The following is a 13,803-nucleotide window of genomic DNA, read 5'->3' on the forward strand; positions in this document are numbered from 1 at the left end:
GCCATTCCTCTCAGGTCGGCGGAGTGCCGTTGAGGTCGAGCACGTGGCCCGCGAGATAGAGCGACCCCGTGATCAGGATACGCGGCGGGACCTCATAGGCAAGCCGCGCGATGCCGGCGAGCGCCGACGCGACGCCATCGGCGATCTCGACGCGCATGCCGAGCGTGCGCGCGGCGGCGGCCAGATCAGCCGGTGCCATCGCCTTGCTCTCGTTCGGAACCGGCACGACGATGATGTGGCGCGTCAGGCCGGCGAAGTTGACCAGGAAGCCCGCGGCATCCTTGTTGCCCATCATGCCGACGATGACGACGAGCTGCCGCGACACGCGCTCCTCGAGATCCCCGATCGCCGCGGCGACGACACGGCCGCCTTCGGCATTGTGGCCGCCGTCGAGCCAGATCTCCGCGCCCTGCGGCGCGATCGCGGTGAGCGCGCCGCTCGACAGCCGCTGCATGCGCGCCGGCCATTCGGCGCCGACGATGCCGTCCTCGAACGCCTTGGTGGCGAGCTTGAACTGATCGACCGCGCGCAAGGTCGCGATCGCGAGGCCCGCATTGTCGAACTGATGCCGGCCGAACAGTTTTGGCGCCGGAAGATCAAGAAGACCACGGTCGTCCTGATAGACCAGCCGGTTGCGCTCGACACTGACGTGCCAGCTCTCGCCCGCGGCAAACAACGGCGCGCGCTGTCGCCTGGCCTCGCGCTCGATCACGGCCATCGCATCGGGCTCCTGCGCCGCCGAGATCACCGGGCAGCCGCGCTTGATGATGGCGGCCTTCTCGGCCGCGATCAGCGCGCGGGTGTCACCGAGAAACTCCATGTGGTCCATGCTGATCGGCGTCAGCACGGAGGCCGCGACCTGCTCGACAACATTGGTGGAATCGAGCCGGCCACCGAGGCCGACTTCGAGCAGCACGACATCGGCTGGATGCCTTGCGAACAGCACGAAGGCCGCGACGGTCTTGACCTCGAAGAAGGTGATCGGCGCGCCGGCATTGACCCGCTCGCACTCCAAGAGCGCGGAGATCAGCTCGTCGTCCTCGACCAGGACGCCACCGCCGACCTGGCCGAGCCGATAGCTCTCGTTGATGCGCACCAGCCAGGGCGAGGTGAAGACGTGGACGCGCAGCCCCGCGGCCTCGAGCATTGCGCGCAGATATGCGACCGTGGAGCCCTTGCCGTTGGTGCCGGCGACGTGGATGACCGGCGGCAGCTTGCGCTCGGGATGACCGAGCTGCGCCAGCAGCCGGTGCATGCGATCCAGCCCGAGCGAGATCCGGCTCGGATGCAGGGCAGAAAGCCGCGTGATCAGCTCGTCGAGCGACGGTCTTGGCTGGGCGGCAGAATCGTTCACGCGCTCGTTGCGACCGCCGGCGCTTCCGCGGCTTCGGCGGGCTTGGCCGGCGGCGGCAGCTGCGGCGCGGGCTTGGCGTGTTCGATGGCCGGCGCCTTGGTCAGCAATCGGCACAGCCGCGCCAGCGTCGGGCGCAGGTCATGACGGTGCACGACCATGTCGACCATGCCGTGGTCGAGCAGGTATTCCGCGCGCTGGAAACCTTCGGGCAGCTTCTCGCGAATGGTCTGCTCGATCACCCGGGCGCCGGCGAACCCGATCAGCGCACCGGGCTCGGCAATGTGGACGTCGCCGAGCATCGCGTAGGACGCGGTGACGCCGCCGGTGGTCGGATTGGTCTGCACGACGATGTAGGGCAGCTTGGCCTCGCGCAGCATCTGGACCGCGACCGTGGTGCGCGGCATCTGCATCAGGGACAGGATGCCTTCCTGCATGCGCGCGCCGCCGGAGGCCGCGAACACGATGAACGGCGACTTCTTCTCGACCGCGAGCTCCAGGCCACGCACGATCGCCTCACCGGCGGCCATGCCGAGCGAACCGCCCATGAAATCGAAATCCTGCACGGCGATGACGACGCCCATGCCTTCGAGCTTGCCGAAGCCGACCTTCACCGCATCGTTCATGCCTGTCCGCGCCCGCGCATCCTTGATGCGGTCGGCATAGCGGCGCTCGTCGCGGAATTTCAGCGGGTCGGGCGTGACCTCGGGCAGCGCGACGTCGAACCAGGTCTCGTTGTCGAACATCGACTTCAGCCGCGCCACCGCGCCCATGCGCATGTGATAGTTGGAGCCGGGAATGACGAACTGGTTGGCCTCGACGTCCTTGTAGAACACGAGCTGTCCGGAATCCGGGCACTTGATCCAGAGGTTCTCCGGCGTCTCGCGGCGCAGGATGTTGCGGATCTTCGGCCGGACCACGTTGGTAAGCCAGTTCATGTGTCGCTCCGTGTTGCGGTCGCCCGGATATATGGCGGGACGGCGGGGTCACGGCAAGACGGCCGCGACCTCCGCTCGGATAGCGGTTGACGGCCTATTCCGCGGCCTGCTGCGCGCCGCGCACGCCCTGGGCCAGAGCGGCGGCCAGATCGGCGACCGCGCTGACGGTCTTCGGGGTTGCGCGTCCCTCGGCATCGAGGCTGGCGCGGAGCGCGTCGACCAGGGCGGTGCCGACCACGGCTCCGTCAGCATTTGCTGCGATCGCACGGGCGGTCTCCGGTGTCCGGATGCCGAAGCCGACGCAGACGGGCAGCGCCGTATGCCGCTTGATGCGCGCCACGGCGGCGCCCACAGCGGACGAATCCGCCGCCGCCGCGCCGGTGATGCCGGTGATCGAGACGTAGTAGACGAAGCCCGAGGTGTTCGCGAGCACCGCCGGCAGCCGCTTGTCATCGGTCGTCGGCGTCGCCAGCCGGATGAAGTTGAGCCCGGCCTTCAGCGCCGGAATGCACAGCTCGGTGTCCTCTTCCGGCGGCAGGTCGACGATGATCAGGCCGTCGACGCCCGCAGTCTTGGCATCGTCGAGGAATTTGTCGACACCGTAGATGTAGATCGGGTTGTAGTAACCCATCAGCACGATCGGCGTGTCGGCATCGCTGTCGCGGAAGCTGCGCACCAGCTGCAGCGTCTTCCGCAGGGTCATGCCGGCCTTGAGCGCGCGCAGACCCGCGGCCTGGATCGACGGACCGTCGGCCATCGGATCGGTGAACGGCATGCCGATCTCGATGATGTCGGCGCCCGCCTGCGGCAGCGCCTTGACGATCGCGAGCGACGTCTCCGGATCGGGGTCGCCCCCCATCACGAAAGTGACGAACGCCGAGCGGCCTTCCTGCTTCAATTGCGCAAAGCGCGCATTCATCCGGCTGGTCACGATGCCCTGGCCCTTCCTCGCAAGATGTCGCCAACCTGCGGCACGTCCTTGTCGCCGCGGCCGGACATATTGACCACCATCAGGTGGTCTTTCGGCTTCTTCGGCGCGAGCTCCATGACCTTGGCGATCGCATGCGCCGGCTCCAATGCCGGAATGATGCCTTCGAGCCGCGACAGCAGCTGGAACGCCGACAGCGCTTCCTCGTCGGTCGCCGACAAATAGTTCACGCGGCCGACCTCATGCAGCCAGGAATGCTCCGGCCCGATTCCGGGATAGTCGAGACCGGCCGAGATCGAATGCGCCTCCTCGATCTGCCCGTCCTCATCCATCAGCAGATAGGTGCGGTTGCCGTGCAGCACGCCGGGACGGCCACCGGCGATCGAGGCGGCGTGCAGATGCGTCAGGCCATGGCCTGCCGCTTCCACGCCATAGATCTCGACCGAGGGATCATCGAGGAACGGATGGAACAGGCCCATCGCGTTGGAGCCGCCGCCGATGCACGCGATCAGCGAGTCCGGGAGCCGGCCTTCGACCTCCTGCATCTGCGCGCGCGTCTCGCTGCCGATCACCGACTGGAAGTCGCGCACCATCATCGGATAGGGGTGCGGGCCGGCGACGGTGCCGATGCAATAGAACGTATTGTGGACGTTGGTGACCCAGTCACGCAGCGCCTCGTTCATCGCATCCTTCAGCGTTTTCGCACCGGACTGCACCGGCACCACCTTGGCGCCGAGCATCTCCATGCGGATCACGTTCGGCTGCTGCCGCTCGACGTCGACGGCGCCCATGTAGACGACGCAGTCCAACCCGAAGCGCGCGCACAGCGTCGCCGTCGCCACGCCATGCTGGCCGGCGCCGGTCTCGGCGATGATGCGCTTCTTGCCCATCCGGCGCGCGACCATGATCTGGCCGAGCACGTTGTTGACCTTGTGCGAGCCGGTGTGATTCAGCTCCTCGCGCTTGAAGTAGATCTTGGCGCCGCCGAAATGCTCCGTCAGCCGCTCCGCGTAATACAGCGGCGAGGGCCGGCCGACGTAGTTCTTCAGGTAGCCGTTCATCTCGGCGTGGAATGCCGGATCGGCCTTGGCCTCCGCATAGGCCTTTTCCAGGTCGAGGATCAGCGGCATCAGGGTTTCGGCGACGAAGCGGCCGCCGAAGATGCCGAAGTGGCCGCGGTCATCAGGGCCGCTGCGGTAGGAATTGGGAATGGCTGTCGTCATTGAACGCTCAACTCTTCAGCGGCCCGCGCCGCGCGAATGAAATCCCGGATCATGTCGCAATCCTTCACACCCGGCGTTCGCTCGACGCCGGATGACACGTCGACGCCGCCGGCGCGCGTGATCCGCACGGCCTCGGCGACGTTGTCGGCGCTCAGGCCGCCGGACACCATGAACGGGCGATCGAGTTTCAGGCCCTGCAGCAGACGCCAATCGAAGGTAGCCCCGAGTCCGCCGGGACGGGTCGCATCCTTCGGCGCCCGCGCGTCGAACAGGATGCGGTCGCATACATCGGCGTAGCCCGCCAGCGTCGCAAGATCGGCATCGGTCGCGACCGGAATGGCCTTCATGATAGGCAGGCCGAAGCGCTGCTTGAGGTCGCGGATGCGCGCGATGCTTTCGCGGCCATGCAGCTGCAGGAGATCGGGCCGAAGTGTCTCGACGATATTTTCGATCATCGCGTCGTCGGCATCGACGGTCAGCGCCACCTTGAGCGCGCGCCCCCTGACGTCACGACTCAGCTCACGCGCGGCCGTCAGGCCGACATGGCGCGGGGACGGCGGAAAGAACACGAAGCCCACCATGTCGGCGCTCGCGTCGAGCGCCGCAGCGAGGGTATCGGGCGTGGTCAGGCCGCAGATTTTGACGAGCAGGGACATCGATGAACAACGCACGTCCGGGCGGAAAGGATCACCAGAAGCCGGCGGCTTCCAAGGCCGCCGAGCTTGGGCGCCTTCTACAACGCGGCGCCCTGCTTGTCTCGCCCATAAGGGGCGAAAAGCCGCGCCGGCGCCGCCGGAACCAGAGATTGTGCCGAGCCCTGATTTGCACGCGCCGCGGCGCTCAACTGCACCACCTGCGCACGGGCCGCTTCGGCATCGGCCTGATGACGGCGCGCGGCCCGCCGCCAGCGGCGCTGGCCGATCCAGGTGGCACAACCACCTGCGATCACGCCCAGGATCGCGACGGCGATGATCAAGGCGAACAACGGGACCGATACCGCGAGCGCCGGATCGGTCGCGTTGAACGGATCAAACGATACGGTAACGAAATGCCGATTGGCGACCGCGAAGATGACGAACAGCACCAGCAGCGGAAGGACGACCACGACAGTGAAGAATTTTCGCATGCGCTCGCTCGTGTCAGTCAGGCCGGATTCGCCTCGAAATCAGCCGCCGACGACTAGCACGGCCGGCGCGAGATGCTTCAATCGTCTGAGTCGTCAGCCGCAGCGCCCGCGGGATTGTCTCGGTTCAGCCGCTCGCGCATTTCCTTGCCCGTCTTGAAGAACGGGACGCTCTTCTGGTCCACCGGGACATGCGCCCCGGTCCGCGGGTTGCGACCGGCGCGGGCCGGCCGATGCTTGACCGAGAAGGCGCCGAAGCCGCGCAGCTCGACGCGGTCACCGCGGGCGAGCGCCGCGACGATCTCGTCGAGGATCGCGTTGACGATGTTCTCGACATCCCGCTGGTAGAGATGCGGGTTGTGCTCGGCGATACGCTGAACCAGCTCGGATTTGATCATCGAGAAAATGTACCCGGGGAGACAGGTCCCATTTCCGTGAAAATATGCTGGACTGTCAAGACGCTAAATCATTCATCGCGGCCGTGAATCGGGGGGCGAGGCCGGGTACGGGGCCTCGCCATGGCACACGCGAAACGGGAAGATCGTCCCGAGGATGGTCTTGGCGAGTTCAATTGCCCGGCGCGGGCGTCCAGAGCGCGAGCATGCCGTCGAGGCCGATGCGATCGACCGCCTGGACCACGCCGGTGTGCTCGAGCTGGCGGGCGATTCCGGAAAGGCCGACGGCGTCGAGCGCGATCGAGGTGGCCGTTCGCAGGAAGGTGAGATCGCCAAACCGCGGCGTGAGCTTGTAGTCACGCACCGGAAGGTCCTTCTTGACGTTCTTGTTCGCGACGAGCCAGGCGACCGCGGTCTTCTCGTCGCCGAGCTCGTCGATCAGCTTCAGCTCGATCGCCTGCCGGCCGGTGAAGACGCGGCCGTCGGCCACCTTCTCCAACTGCTCATCATTCATGGCCCGGCGATCCTTCACCAGTCCGCGGAACCAGGCGTAGGAATCCTTGACCAGGGCGTCGAGCGCCGCACGCGCTTCCGGGCTGGTGGGCTCGTAGCCGTTGGGGGCGGCCTTCAGCGGCGAGGATTTGACCTCCTCGATCTTCACGCCGACCGTCTTCAACAGCTCGCCGACATTGGGGTACTGGAACAGCACGCCGATCGAACCGACGAGCGAACTCTGCTGCGCGACGATGTGATCGGCAGCGATCGCGCCGATATAGCCGCCGGACGCCGCGAGACCTTCAACGACGACGACCAGCGGCTTCTTCGCCTTCAGCCGGACCAGCGAATCGTAGAGCTGCTCGGAGCCGGCGGTGGTGCCGCCCGGCGAATTGATGTGGACGATGACGGCTTCGGCCGAGGAGTTTTCGAGCCGCTCCAGCGCCTCGACGCGCTCATGATCGCTACGGATCAGGCCCTCGATATTGACGCGGGCGATCGAGCCGGTGGTCGACAGCACGGTGCGGCCGCGCGGCGACATGGCGAGGCCGATGGCGGAAAGAGCCGCGACCGCGATCAGCACCGCGACCACCCGCCAGAACGTCAGCTTGCGGCGCAGCCTGCGGCGATCGACGATCACATCCGAATCAAGCGACATGGACAGCTCCTGGAAGTCTCGGCGCGTTTTGCATCCGCAGCCTGAATATCTCGTTATCCGATTACATCAATCGCGGCGCAATTTGAAGAAAGGAAGGCTCCGCCACGAAGCCGCCAAAGGGTCGACGGGCTCCGAGCAGGCCGCAGGGCTAGCGTATTCGATGATCGGAGTCTTGCTCTCATCTCTCTCCACGTCGTCATGGCCGGGCGTATCCGCATATGCGATGGCGAGGGGCGGGTCGAAATGCCCTGGGGGCACAAAAAAGCCCCGGCCGAAGCCGGGGCTTTGATCTCGTCACGCGGATCGAAGGCTTACTTCGAGTCGCGGTTCTTGAGCGCGGTGCCCAGAATGTCGCCCAGCGTCGCGCCCGAATCGGACGAGCCGTACTGCGCGATGGCTTCCTTCTCTTCAGCGACTTCCAGCGCCTTGATCGACACCTGGACCTTGCGGGCCTTCTTGTCGAACTGGATCACGCGGGCATCGACCTTCTCACCGACGGCGAACCGCTCGGTGCGCTGATCGTTGCGATCGCGTGCCAACTCGGAGCGCTTGATGAAGGTGGTGAAGTCGGTGCCGGTGATCTTGACGTCGATGCCGCCGTCCTTGACGTCGAGCACCTCGCAGGTGACGACCGCACCCTTCTTGACATCGCCCGGCTCGGCGAAGGGATCGCCTTCGAGCTGCTTGATGCCGAGCGAGATGCGCTCCTTCTCCACGTCCACGTCGAGCACCACGGCCTTGACCATGTCGCCCTTCTTGTAGTTGTCGATGACCTGCTCGCCCGGCTGCTTCCAGTCGAGGTCCGAGAGATGGACCATGCCGTCGACGTCGCCTTCGAGACCCAGGAACAGGCCGAACTCGGTCTTGTTCTTGACTTCGCCCTCGACGACCGAACCCGTCGGATGCTTCTCGACGAAGACCTCCCACGGGTTGCGCATGGTCTGCTTGAGACCGAGCGAGATGCGGCGCTTGACGCTGTCGACTTCGAGCACCTGCACTTCGACTTCCTGCGAGGTCGAGACGATCTTGCCGGGGTGCATGTTCTTCTTGGTCCACGACATCTCGGAGACGTGGATCAGGCCTTCGATGCCCGGCTCGAGCTCGACGAACGCGCCGTAGTCGGTGATGTTGGTGACGCGGCCATGGAAACGGGCCTGCAGCGGGTACTTCGCCTCGATGCCCTGCCACGGATCGTCGAGCAGCTGCTTCATGCCCAGCGAGATGCGGTGCGTCTCGTGGTTGATCTTGATGATCTTGACCTTGACCGTCTGACCGATGCTCAGCACCTCGGTCGGATGGTTGACACGGCGCCAGGCAATGTCGGTGACGTGCAGCAGGCCGTCGATGCCGCCGAGGTCGACGAACGCACCGTAATCGGTGATGTTCTTGACGACGCCGTCGATCACCTGACCCTCTTCGAGGTTCTGCACCAGCTCCTGGCGCTGCTCGGCGCGGGTCTCTTCCAGCACGGTCCGGCGCGACACGACGATGTTGCCGCGGCGACGGTCCATCTTGAGGATCTGGAACGGCTGCGAGTTGTTCATCAGCGGCGCGACGTCGCGGATCGGACGGATGTCGACCTGCGAGCGCGGCAGGAAGGCCACGGCACCGTCGAGGTCGACGGTGAAGCCGCCCTTGACCTGGTTGAAGATGACGCCGTTGACCTTTTCGTTGTTCTGGAACGCCTTCTCGAGCTTGCCCCAGCTCTCTTCGCGGCGCGCCTTGTCGCGCGACAGCACCGCTTCGCCGAGCGCGTTCTCGATGCGATCGAGGAACACTTCGACCTCGTCGCCGACTTTCAATTCACTGTCACGGCCGGGCCCGGCGAATTCGCGCAGCGCCACGCGGCCTTCGGTCTTCAGGCCGACGTCGATGACGGCCATGTCCTTCTCGATCGCAACAACCTTGCCCTTGACGACAGAGCTTTCCTGCAGGTTGCCCTTGGTGAAGGACTCGTCCAGCATCGCGGCGAAATCATCGCGGCTGGGATTGTAGGAAGAAGCAGAGGTACTCGAAGCCATTTGTTCTCCAGATGCGGACATTCTCGCCAGCTTGGGTTGATCGGCGCATCGAATGGACAGTGCCTGGAGGTCCACAAATCCCCAGACGTCCGCGCTGTCAGCGCGATAAGCGCAAACGACGCGGGCCGGCAGTGCCTGCACATGCGATACGTATGAAGTGCGTCCGGCTGATCGGACTCGATTGAACCGCAATCGAGCTATCGACGGTCAAGGGCGGGAGCGGGCTTTCCTCCAATGACGCCGGCGGAAATCAAACCCGCTGGCGGCCCGCTCGAACGGCCTCGACGATGTCGATGGCGGCCCGGACGCCGCCTTCTATATCCAAATGGGAGTTGTCAAGCAAGTAAGCATCCGGGGCTTGTTTTAAAGGCGCGACGGCCCGGTTCTGGTCGCGCTCGTCGCGCGCCAGGATGTCGGCCAGAATGGCCGCCTCGTCGGCCGGTTCCCCCCGCGAAAGCGCCTCGAGCGTGCGGCGATGCGCCCGGATGCGGGGATCGGCGACGACGTAGATCTTCACCTCGGCGTCCGGGCAGATCACGGTTCCGATGTCACGGCCGTCGAGCACGGCACCGGGTGGCTGGCTTGCGAACTGACGCTGGAAGGCCACCAGCGCCTCGCGCACTTTCGGCAACGCCGAGACCACGGAGGCCGCGGACCCGACCTGGTGCGACCTCAGCGCCGGATTGTCGAAGGTCGAGGGATCCAGGCTCATGGCGACGTCCGCCGCCCGCACCTCGTCCTTGAGGTCGATGCCGGCGGTCAGCAGCGCATGGGCAACGGCCCGGTAGATCACGCCCGTATCCAGGTGCCTGAGGCCGTAATGCGCCGCGAGACGCTTGGCCATGGTGCCCTTGCCCGAGGCCGCCGGGCCGTCGATGGCGATGATCATGCGAAATCCGCGCCCGCCTTGCACATCAGCGGGATGAAATCCGGGAAGCTGGTGGCGATGAAGGCGGTGTCGTCGACGGTGACCGGCTTGTCGGACGCGAGGCCCATCACGAGGGCGGACATCGCGATGCGGTGGTCCATGTGGGTCGCGACGATGCCGCCGCCCGGCACGTGACCGCGGCCCTCGACGATCAGGTCATCGCCGCTGATCTCGACCTTGACGCCGTTGACACGCAGCATCGCCGCGGTGGCCTCCAGCCGGTCGGATTCCTTGACGCGCAGCTCATGCAGGCCGCGCATCACGGTGGTGCCCTCGGCATAGGCGGCGGCGACGGCCAAGACGAGATATTCGTCGATCATCGACGGCGCGCGCTCGGGCGGCACGACGACGCCCCTCAGCTTCGAGGCGCGCACGCGCAGCCGGGCCATGGGCTCGCCGGCATCGCCGCGGACGTCGTCCTCCTCGATCGAGGCGCCCATCTCGCGCAGGGTCGTGAACAGGCCGGTGCGCAGCGGGTTGGTCATCACGTCCGACAGCACGAGGTCCGAGCCATCGACGATCAGCGCGGCGACCAGCGGGAACGCGGCCGAGGACGGGTCGGCGGGAACGATCACGGGGGCACCACACAGCTCCGGCTGGCCGGTCAGTGCGATGCGGCGGCCATGAGACCCTTCCGGCGTGGTCACGATCTCCGCGCCGAAATGCTTCAGCATCAGCTCCGTATGGTCGCGGCTGGCCTCCTGCTCGATCACGGTGGTCACACCGGGTGCGGCGAGGCCCGCGAGCAGCACCGCCGACTTGATCTGGGCCGAAGCCACCGGCGTGCGATACTCGATCGGCACTGGGTTGCCGGCGCCCTGCAGGGTCAACGGAAGCTTGCCGCCCTCGGCGATCGACACCACCTTCGCGCCCATCAGCGCCAGCGGGTCGAGGATGCGCCGCATCGGACGGCTGCGCAGCGAGGCATCACCGTCGAAAACGGCCGTGATCGGGCAACCGGCGACGGCGCCCATCACCAGCCGGCAGCCGGTGCCGGAGTTGCCGAAATCGAGCGGTGTGCTGGGCTGGGCGAAGCCGCCGACCCCCACGCCACGGACGGTCCACGCGAAGTCGCCGGTGCGCTCGACCTTGGCACCCAGGGATCGCATCGATTCGGCGGTGTTGAGGACGTCCTCGCCCTCGAGCAGGCCGGAAATCCGGGTCTCGCCGACCGACAGCGCCCCCAGGATCAGCGCCCGGTGCGAGATCGACTTGTCGCCAGGCACGCGAATCGTGCCCGAGAGGGGCCCGGAGGCGCGTGATTCCAGGGGAGTCGGGGCGGCTGACGTGCTCACGGCGGGATCCTCGTGTTTCGGACGCGGCAGGTATCACAGCCCCCGCCCTCCGTCACGAGCGGTGATTTTCCCGTTGACAGCGCTATTGACAGCGGCGCGGCAACTAGCCAAGTGAGACACCGCTTTTCAGACATTGCCAGGACGCCTGCACGTGGCCAAATCCGAGCTCGGAACCAAACGCATTTGCCCGACCACGGGCAAAAAGTTCTATGACCTCAACAAGAACCCGGTGATTTCGCCCTACACCGGCGAGGTCGTGCCGATCGCGCCCGTGGCTCCGACCCGCGCCATGCGCGGCGAGGCTGCGCGTGCCGCTGCGGCGGCCGACGTGGTTGAGCCCGCCGAGGCCGAGGAGTTGGTGTCGCTCGAGGAGGCCGATGCCGAGGAGAACTCCGGCAAGGTCAAGGCCGTCGTTCCCGAATCGGAGGACGACATCGAGATCGACGAGACCCTCGACGATGACGAGGATGATGACTCGACCTTCATCGCCGACGAGGAAGAAGGCGACGAGGACGTGACCGACATCATCGGTGATGTCGGCGGCGACGAAGAATAATCGTCGAAGACACTTGAGATCAGCCGCGAACTGTGGTTCACGGTGCTCCCCGGCGGTCACCCAGACCGCCGGTTCGGTTCAGGGGCCATAGCTCAGCTGGGAGAGCGCTTGCATGGCATGCAAGAGGTCGGCGGTTCGATCCCGCCTGGCTCCACCAGCCTTCGCTCGCTTCGCGAGCTTCGGCTCGGCAAGCCACCCCAATCTGCCAATTGAGCGAAGCGAGCGGAGGCTGCCGCGCCGTAGCCTGGACGCCGGAGCCCTCTTTGGCGCAGGCGGGAAGGCGAAGGCGGACTTCGCTCCGCACGACGATACCCCCCTCTCCGTCGCTTCGCGAGCTTCGGCTCGGCAAGCCACCCTAATCCGCCAATTGCGCGAAGCGTGCGAGGGCTGTCGCGCCATAGCCCGAAGGGCGAAGGCGGACCTGGGCTCCGGGCGATAAGGCCACCTCCTTCGAACTGCTCATTCGACCGAAGCTGTAGACCCTAAGCGGCATCGCCTGCCACAATCGTACCTAGAAGGGTCGGGGCGGCCTGCCATGAAGTTTGTCTACATCCTCGAAAGCCTCGATGGCGAGCACTTCTACGCCGGCATCACAGACGACGTCCCGGCTCGGGTCGCGAAGCACAATGCAGGCGAAGTCCCGCACACCTCGAAGTTTCGGCCGTGGCGGCTCAAGACTTACATCGCTTTCAACGACGTGAAGCAGGCCTTCGCCTTCGAGAAGTATCTGAAATCTGGCTCAGGTCGGGCGTTTGCGAAGAAGCGCCTCTAACGATGCGGTGCTCCGAGGCTGATCTGGCGGGAGGTCTCACCCCTCCGCCGCCGCATCGAGCCGCTCCCGCAGCTTCACCAGCTTGCCGTGCAGATCCGTGAGCTCCGCGATCGAGCATCCCGTTGCGTCCAGGATCGCCGGCGGCACGATCGCTCTTGCCTTGTCGCGCAGGCTCGCGCCCTGGCTCGTCAGGGTGACCAGCACCTGCCGTTCGTCCTCGGCCGACCGGGTCCGCTTCACCAGATGCGTAGCCTCCATCCGCTTCAGCAGCGGCGTCAGCGTGCCGGAATCGAGGAACAGGCGGGCGCCGATGTCCTTCACCGTCAGGCCGTCCTGCTCCCACAGCACCAGCATGACCAGATATTGCGGATAGGTCAGGCCCAGGCGGTCGAGCAGCGGCTTGTAGACGCGGTTGAAGGCGTGCGCGGTCGAATAGACGGCGAAGCAGAGCTGGTTGCCGAGCTGGAGCGGCACGTCTGCCGCGGACTTCTTTCGCATCGAGGTCACCACAGGTCGATCCTATCGGCATCTTGAGCCCGCACGCCTCGCATCGACAACGGGCCCGGCGCACCGATCACGAATTTTCTACCGAACAATCATATTGTGCACAATCTAATTGTATGCAATATGGACTCGCTGAATTCGTCCAACCAGGAGACACTCCATGTCCGTGAACGTGCTCTACACGACCAGCGCCAAGGCCACCGGCGGCCGCGACGGCGAGGCGGCGACCCTCGACGGCTCGCTCAAGGTCAAGCTCTCCACCCCGAAGGAGCTCGGTGGCGGCGGCGGCGCCGGCAACAATCCCGAGCAGCTGTTCGCGGCCGGCTACGCCGCCTGCTTCATCGGCGCGATGAAGTTCGTCGGCTCGCAGGGCGGCCCGAAGGTTCCCGCCGACACGTCGGTGACCTCCACCGTCGGCATCGGGCCGCGCTCGGAAGGCGGCTTCGGCATCACCGTCGAGCTCGCCGTCTCTCTGCCCGGCCTCGCCAAGGCTGACGCCGAGGCGCTGGTCGCCAAGGCGCATGAGGTGTGCCCCTATTCCAACGCCACGCGCGGCAATGTCGACGTCAAGCTGACCGTCGTCTGAGCTTCAATTCCGTCGTGCGGCAGGACGGCC

15 protein-coding genes and 1 tRNA gene are annotated in these 13,803 nt (G+C 66.0%); 4 read left to right on the forward strand and 12 right to left on the reverse strand.

The window, feature by feature from the left end; all coding sequences use genetic code 11:
- Window positions 1-10 precede the first annotated feature (10 nt).
- The 11 genes from ACQR1X_RS12750 to aroA all read right to left on the reverse strand — a co-directional run bounded on the left by ACQR1X_RS12750 (window position 11) and on the right by aroA (window position 11,355).
- Entirely contained in the window at window positions 11-1,354 is a 1,344-nt protein-coding gene (locus ACQR1X_RS12750; protein WP_316178994.1) for a bifunctional folylpolyglutamate synthase/dihydrofolate synthase, read from the reverse strand.
- Window positions 1,351-2,289, reverse strand: coding sequence for an acetyl-CoA carboxylase, carboxyltransferase subunit beta (accD, locus tag ACQR1X_RS12755; RefSeq protein ID WP_315803962.1), 939 nt, complete (start codon window positions 2,287-2,289; stop codon window positions 1,351-1,353). Before accD ends, ACQR1X_RS12750 begins: the two co-directional genes overlap by 4 nt.
- A gap of 94 nt (window positions 2,290-2,383) precedes the next feature.
- A complete protein-coding gene (trpA, locus tag ACQR1X_RS12760; RefSeq protein ID WP_434899031.1) occupies window positions 2,384-3,208 on the reverse strand; it encodes a tryptophan synthase subunit alpha in 825 nt (274 codons plus the stop codon).
- An 8-nt stretch (window positions 3,209-3,216) separates the two neighbouring features.
- Window positions 3,217-4,440: a tryptophan synthase subunit beta gene (gene trpB, locus ACQR1X_RS12765; RefSeq protein WP_434898955.1), complete on the reverse strand. Its 1,224-nt coding sequence runs from the start codon at window positions 4,438-4,440 to the stop codon at window positions 3,217-3,219.
- Window positions 4,437-5,096 (reverse strand): phosphoribosylanthranilate isomerase, encoded by a 660-nt coding sequence (locus tag ACQR1X_RS12770; protein ID WP_434898956.1) that lies wholly within the window; start codon window positions 5,094-5,096, stop codon window positions 4,437-4,439. Before ACQR1X_RS12770 ends, trpB begins: the two co-directional genes overlap by 4 nt.
- Window positions 5,097-5,173: 77 nt before the next feature.
- Window positions 5,174-5,566, reverse strand: coding sequence for a lipopolysaccharide assembly protein LapA domain-containing protein (locus ACQR1X_RS12775; RefSeq protein WP_315803966.1), 393 nt, complete (start codon window positions 5,564-5,566; stop codon window positions 5,174-5,176).
- 77 nt (window positions 5,567-5,643) lie between these two features.
- Entirely contained in the window at window positions 5,644-5,961 is a 318-nt protein-coding gene (locus tag ACQR1X_RS12780; RefSeq protein ID WP_315803967.1) for an integration host factor subunit beta, read from the reverse strand.
- Window positions 5,962-6,130: 169 nt separating this feature from the next.
- Window positions 6,131-7,111 (reverse strand): signal peptide peptidase SppA, encoded by a 981-nt coding sequence (sppA, locus tag ACQR1X_RS12785; protein ID WP_315803968.1) that lies wholly within the window; start codon window positions 7,109-7,111, stop codon window positions 6,131-6,133.
- 311 nt (window positions 7,112-7,422) lie between these two features.
- A complete protein-coding gene (rpsA, locus tag ACQR1X_RS12790) occupies window positions 7,423-9,132 on the reverse strand; it encodes a 30S ribosomal protein S1 (RefSeq protein WP_315741235.1) in 1,710 nt (569 codons plus the stop codon).
- A gap of 250 nt (window positions 9,133-9,382) precedes the next feature.
- Window positions 9,383-10,021, reverse strand: coding sequence for a (d)CMP kinase (gene cmk / locus ACQR1X_RS12795; protein WP_434838703.1), 639 nt, complete (start codon window positions 10,019-10,021; stop codon window positions 9,383-9,385).
- Window positions 10,018-11,355, reverse strand: coding sequence for a 3-phosphoshikimate 1-carboxyvinyltransferase (aroA, locus tag ACQR1X_RS12800; protein ID WP_316178984.1), 1,338 nt, complete (start codon window positions 11,353-11,355; stop codon window positions 10,018-10,020). Before aroA ends, cmk begins: the two co-directional genes overlap by 4 nt.
- Window positions 11,356-11,506: 151 nt before the next feature.
- Between aroA and ACQR1X_RS12805 the strand changes: the two genes are divergently transcribed.
- The 3 genes from ACQR1X_RS12805 to ACQR1X_RS12815 all read left to right on the forward strand — a co-directional run bounded on the left by ACQR1X_RS12805 (window position 11,507) and on the right by ACQR1X_RS12815 (window position 12,683).
- The gene (locus ACQR1X_RS12805; RefSeq protein WP_315805660.1) at window positions 11,507-11,911 is read left to right on the forward strand and encodes a TIGR02300 family protein; all 405 of its coding nucleotides are present in this window, start codon (window positions 11,507-11,509) and stop codon (window positions 11,909-11,911) included.
- An 81-nt stretch (window positions 11,912-11,992) separates the two neighbouring features.
- Window positions 11,993-12,068: transfer RNA gene (locus ACQR1X_RS12810), tRNA-Ala, on the forward strand.
- Between the two features lie 378 nt (window positions 12,069-12,446).
- A complete protein-coding gene (locus ACQR1X_RS12815; protein WP_315805659.1) occupies window positions 12,447-12,683 on the forward strand; it encodes a GIY-YIG nuclease family protein in 237 nt (78 codons plus the stop codon).
- 36 nt (window positions 12,684-12,719) lie between these two features.
- On the opposite strand, the gene ACQR1X_RS12820 is transcribed toward ACQR1X_RS12815, so the two are convergent.
- Window positions 12,720-13,181: a MarR family winged helix-turn-helix transcriptional regulator gene (locus ACQR1X_RS12820; protein ID WP_316239369.1), complete on the reverse strand. Its 462-nt coding sequence runs from the start codon at window positions 13,179-13,181 to the stop codon at window positions 12,720-12,722.
- 166 nt (window positions 13,182-13,347) lie between these two features.
- On the opposite strand from ACQR1X_RS12820, the gene ACQR1X_RS12825 reads away from it, so the two are divergent.
- A complete protein-coding gene (locus ACQR1X_RS12825; RefSeq protein WP_316178980.1) occupies window positions 13,348-13,773 on the forward strand; it encodes an organic hydroperoxide resistance protein in 426 nt (141 codons plus the stop codon).
- Window positions 13,774-13,803: the final 30 nt, after the last annotated feature.

Origin of the sequence: Bradyrhizobium sp. HKCCYLRH3073, from assembly GCF_051167995.1 — a bacterium.
In the GTDB taxonomy this organism is placed as follows: domain Bacteria; phylum Pseudomonadota; class Alphaproteobacteria; order Rhizobiales; family Xanthobacteraceae; genus Bradyrhizobium.

What these genes read in the sequence shown, in the direction of transcription:
- accD (WP_315803962.1), bottom strand. Translation starts at nt 2,289, where the DNA reads ATGAACTGGCTTACCAACGTGGTCCGGCCGAAGATCCGCAACATCCTG.
- trpA (WP_434899031.1), bottom strand. Translation starts at nt 3,208, where the DNA reads ATGAATGCGCGCTTTGCGCAATTGAAGCAGGAAGGCCGCTCGGCGTTC.
- trpB (WP_434898955.1), bottom strand. Translation starts at nt 4,440, where the DNA reads ATGACGACAGCCATTCCCAATTCCTACCGCAGCGGCCCTGATGACCGC.
- ACQR1X_RS12770 (WP_434898956.1), bottom strand. Translation starts at nt 5,096, where the DNA reads ATGTCCCTGCTCGTCAAAATCTGCGGCCTGACCACGCCCGATACCCTC.
- ACQR1X_RS12775 (WP_315803966.1), bottom strand. Translation starts at nt 5,566, where the DNA reads ATGCGAAAATTCTTCACTGTCGTGGTCGTCCTTCCGCTGCTGGTGCTG.
- ACQR1X_RS12780 (WP_315803967.1), bottom strand. Translation starts at nt 5,961, where the DNA reads ATGATCAAATCCGAGCTGGTTCAGCGTATCGCCGAGCACAACCCGCAT.
- sppA (WP_315803968.1), bottom strand. Translation starts at nt 7,111, where the DNA reads ATGTCGCTTGATTCGGATGTGATCGTCGATCGCCGCAGGCTGCGCCGC.
- rpsA (WP_315741235.1), bottom strand. Translation starts at nt 9,132, where the DNA reads ATGGCTTCGAGTACCTCTGCTTCTTCCTACAATCCCAGCCGCGATGAT.
- cmk (WP_434838703.1), bottom strand. Translation starts at nt 10,021, where the DNA reads ATGATCATCGCCATCGACGGCCCGGCGGCCTCGGGCAAGGGCACCATG.
- ACQR1X_RS12815 (WP_315805659.1), top strand. Translation starts at nt 12,447, where the DNA reads ATGAAGTTTGTCTACATCCTCGAAAGCCTCGATGGCGAGCACTTCTAC.
- ACQR1X_RS12820 (WP_316239369.1), bottom strand. Translation starts at nt 13,181, where the DNA reads ATGCGAAAGAAGTCCGCGGCAGACGTGCCGCTCCAGCTCGGCAACCAG.
- ACQR1X_RS12825 (WP_316178980.1), top strand. Translation starts at nt 13,348, where the DNA reads ATGTCCGTGAACGTGCTCTACACGACCAGCGCCAAGGCCACCGGCGGC.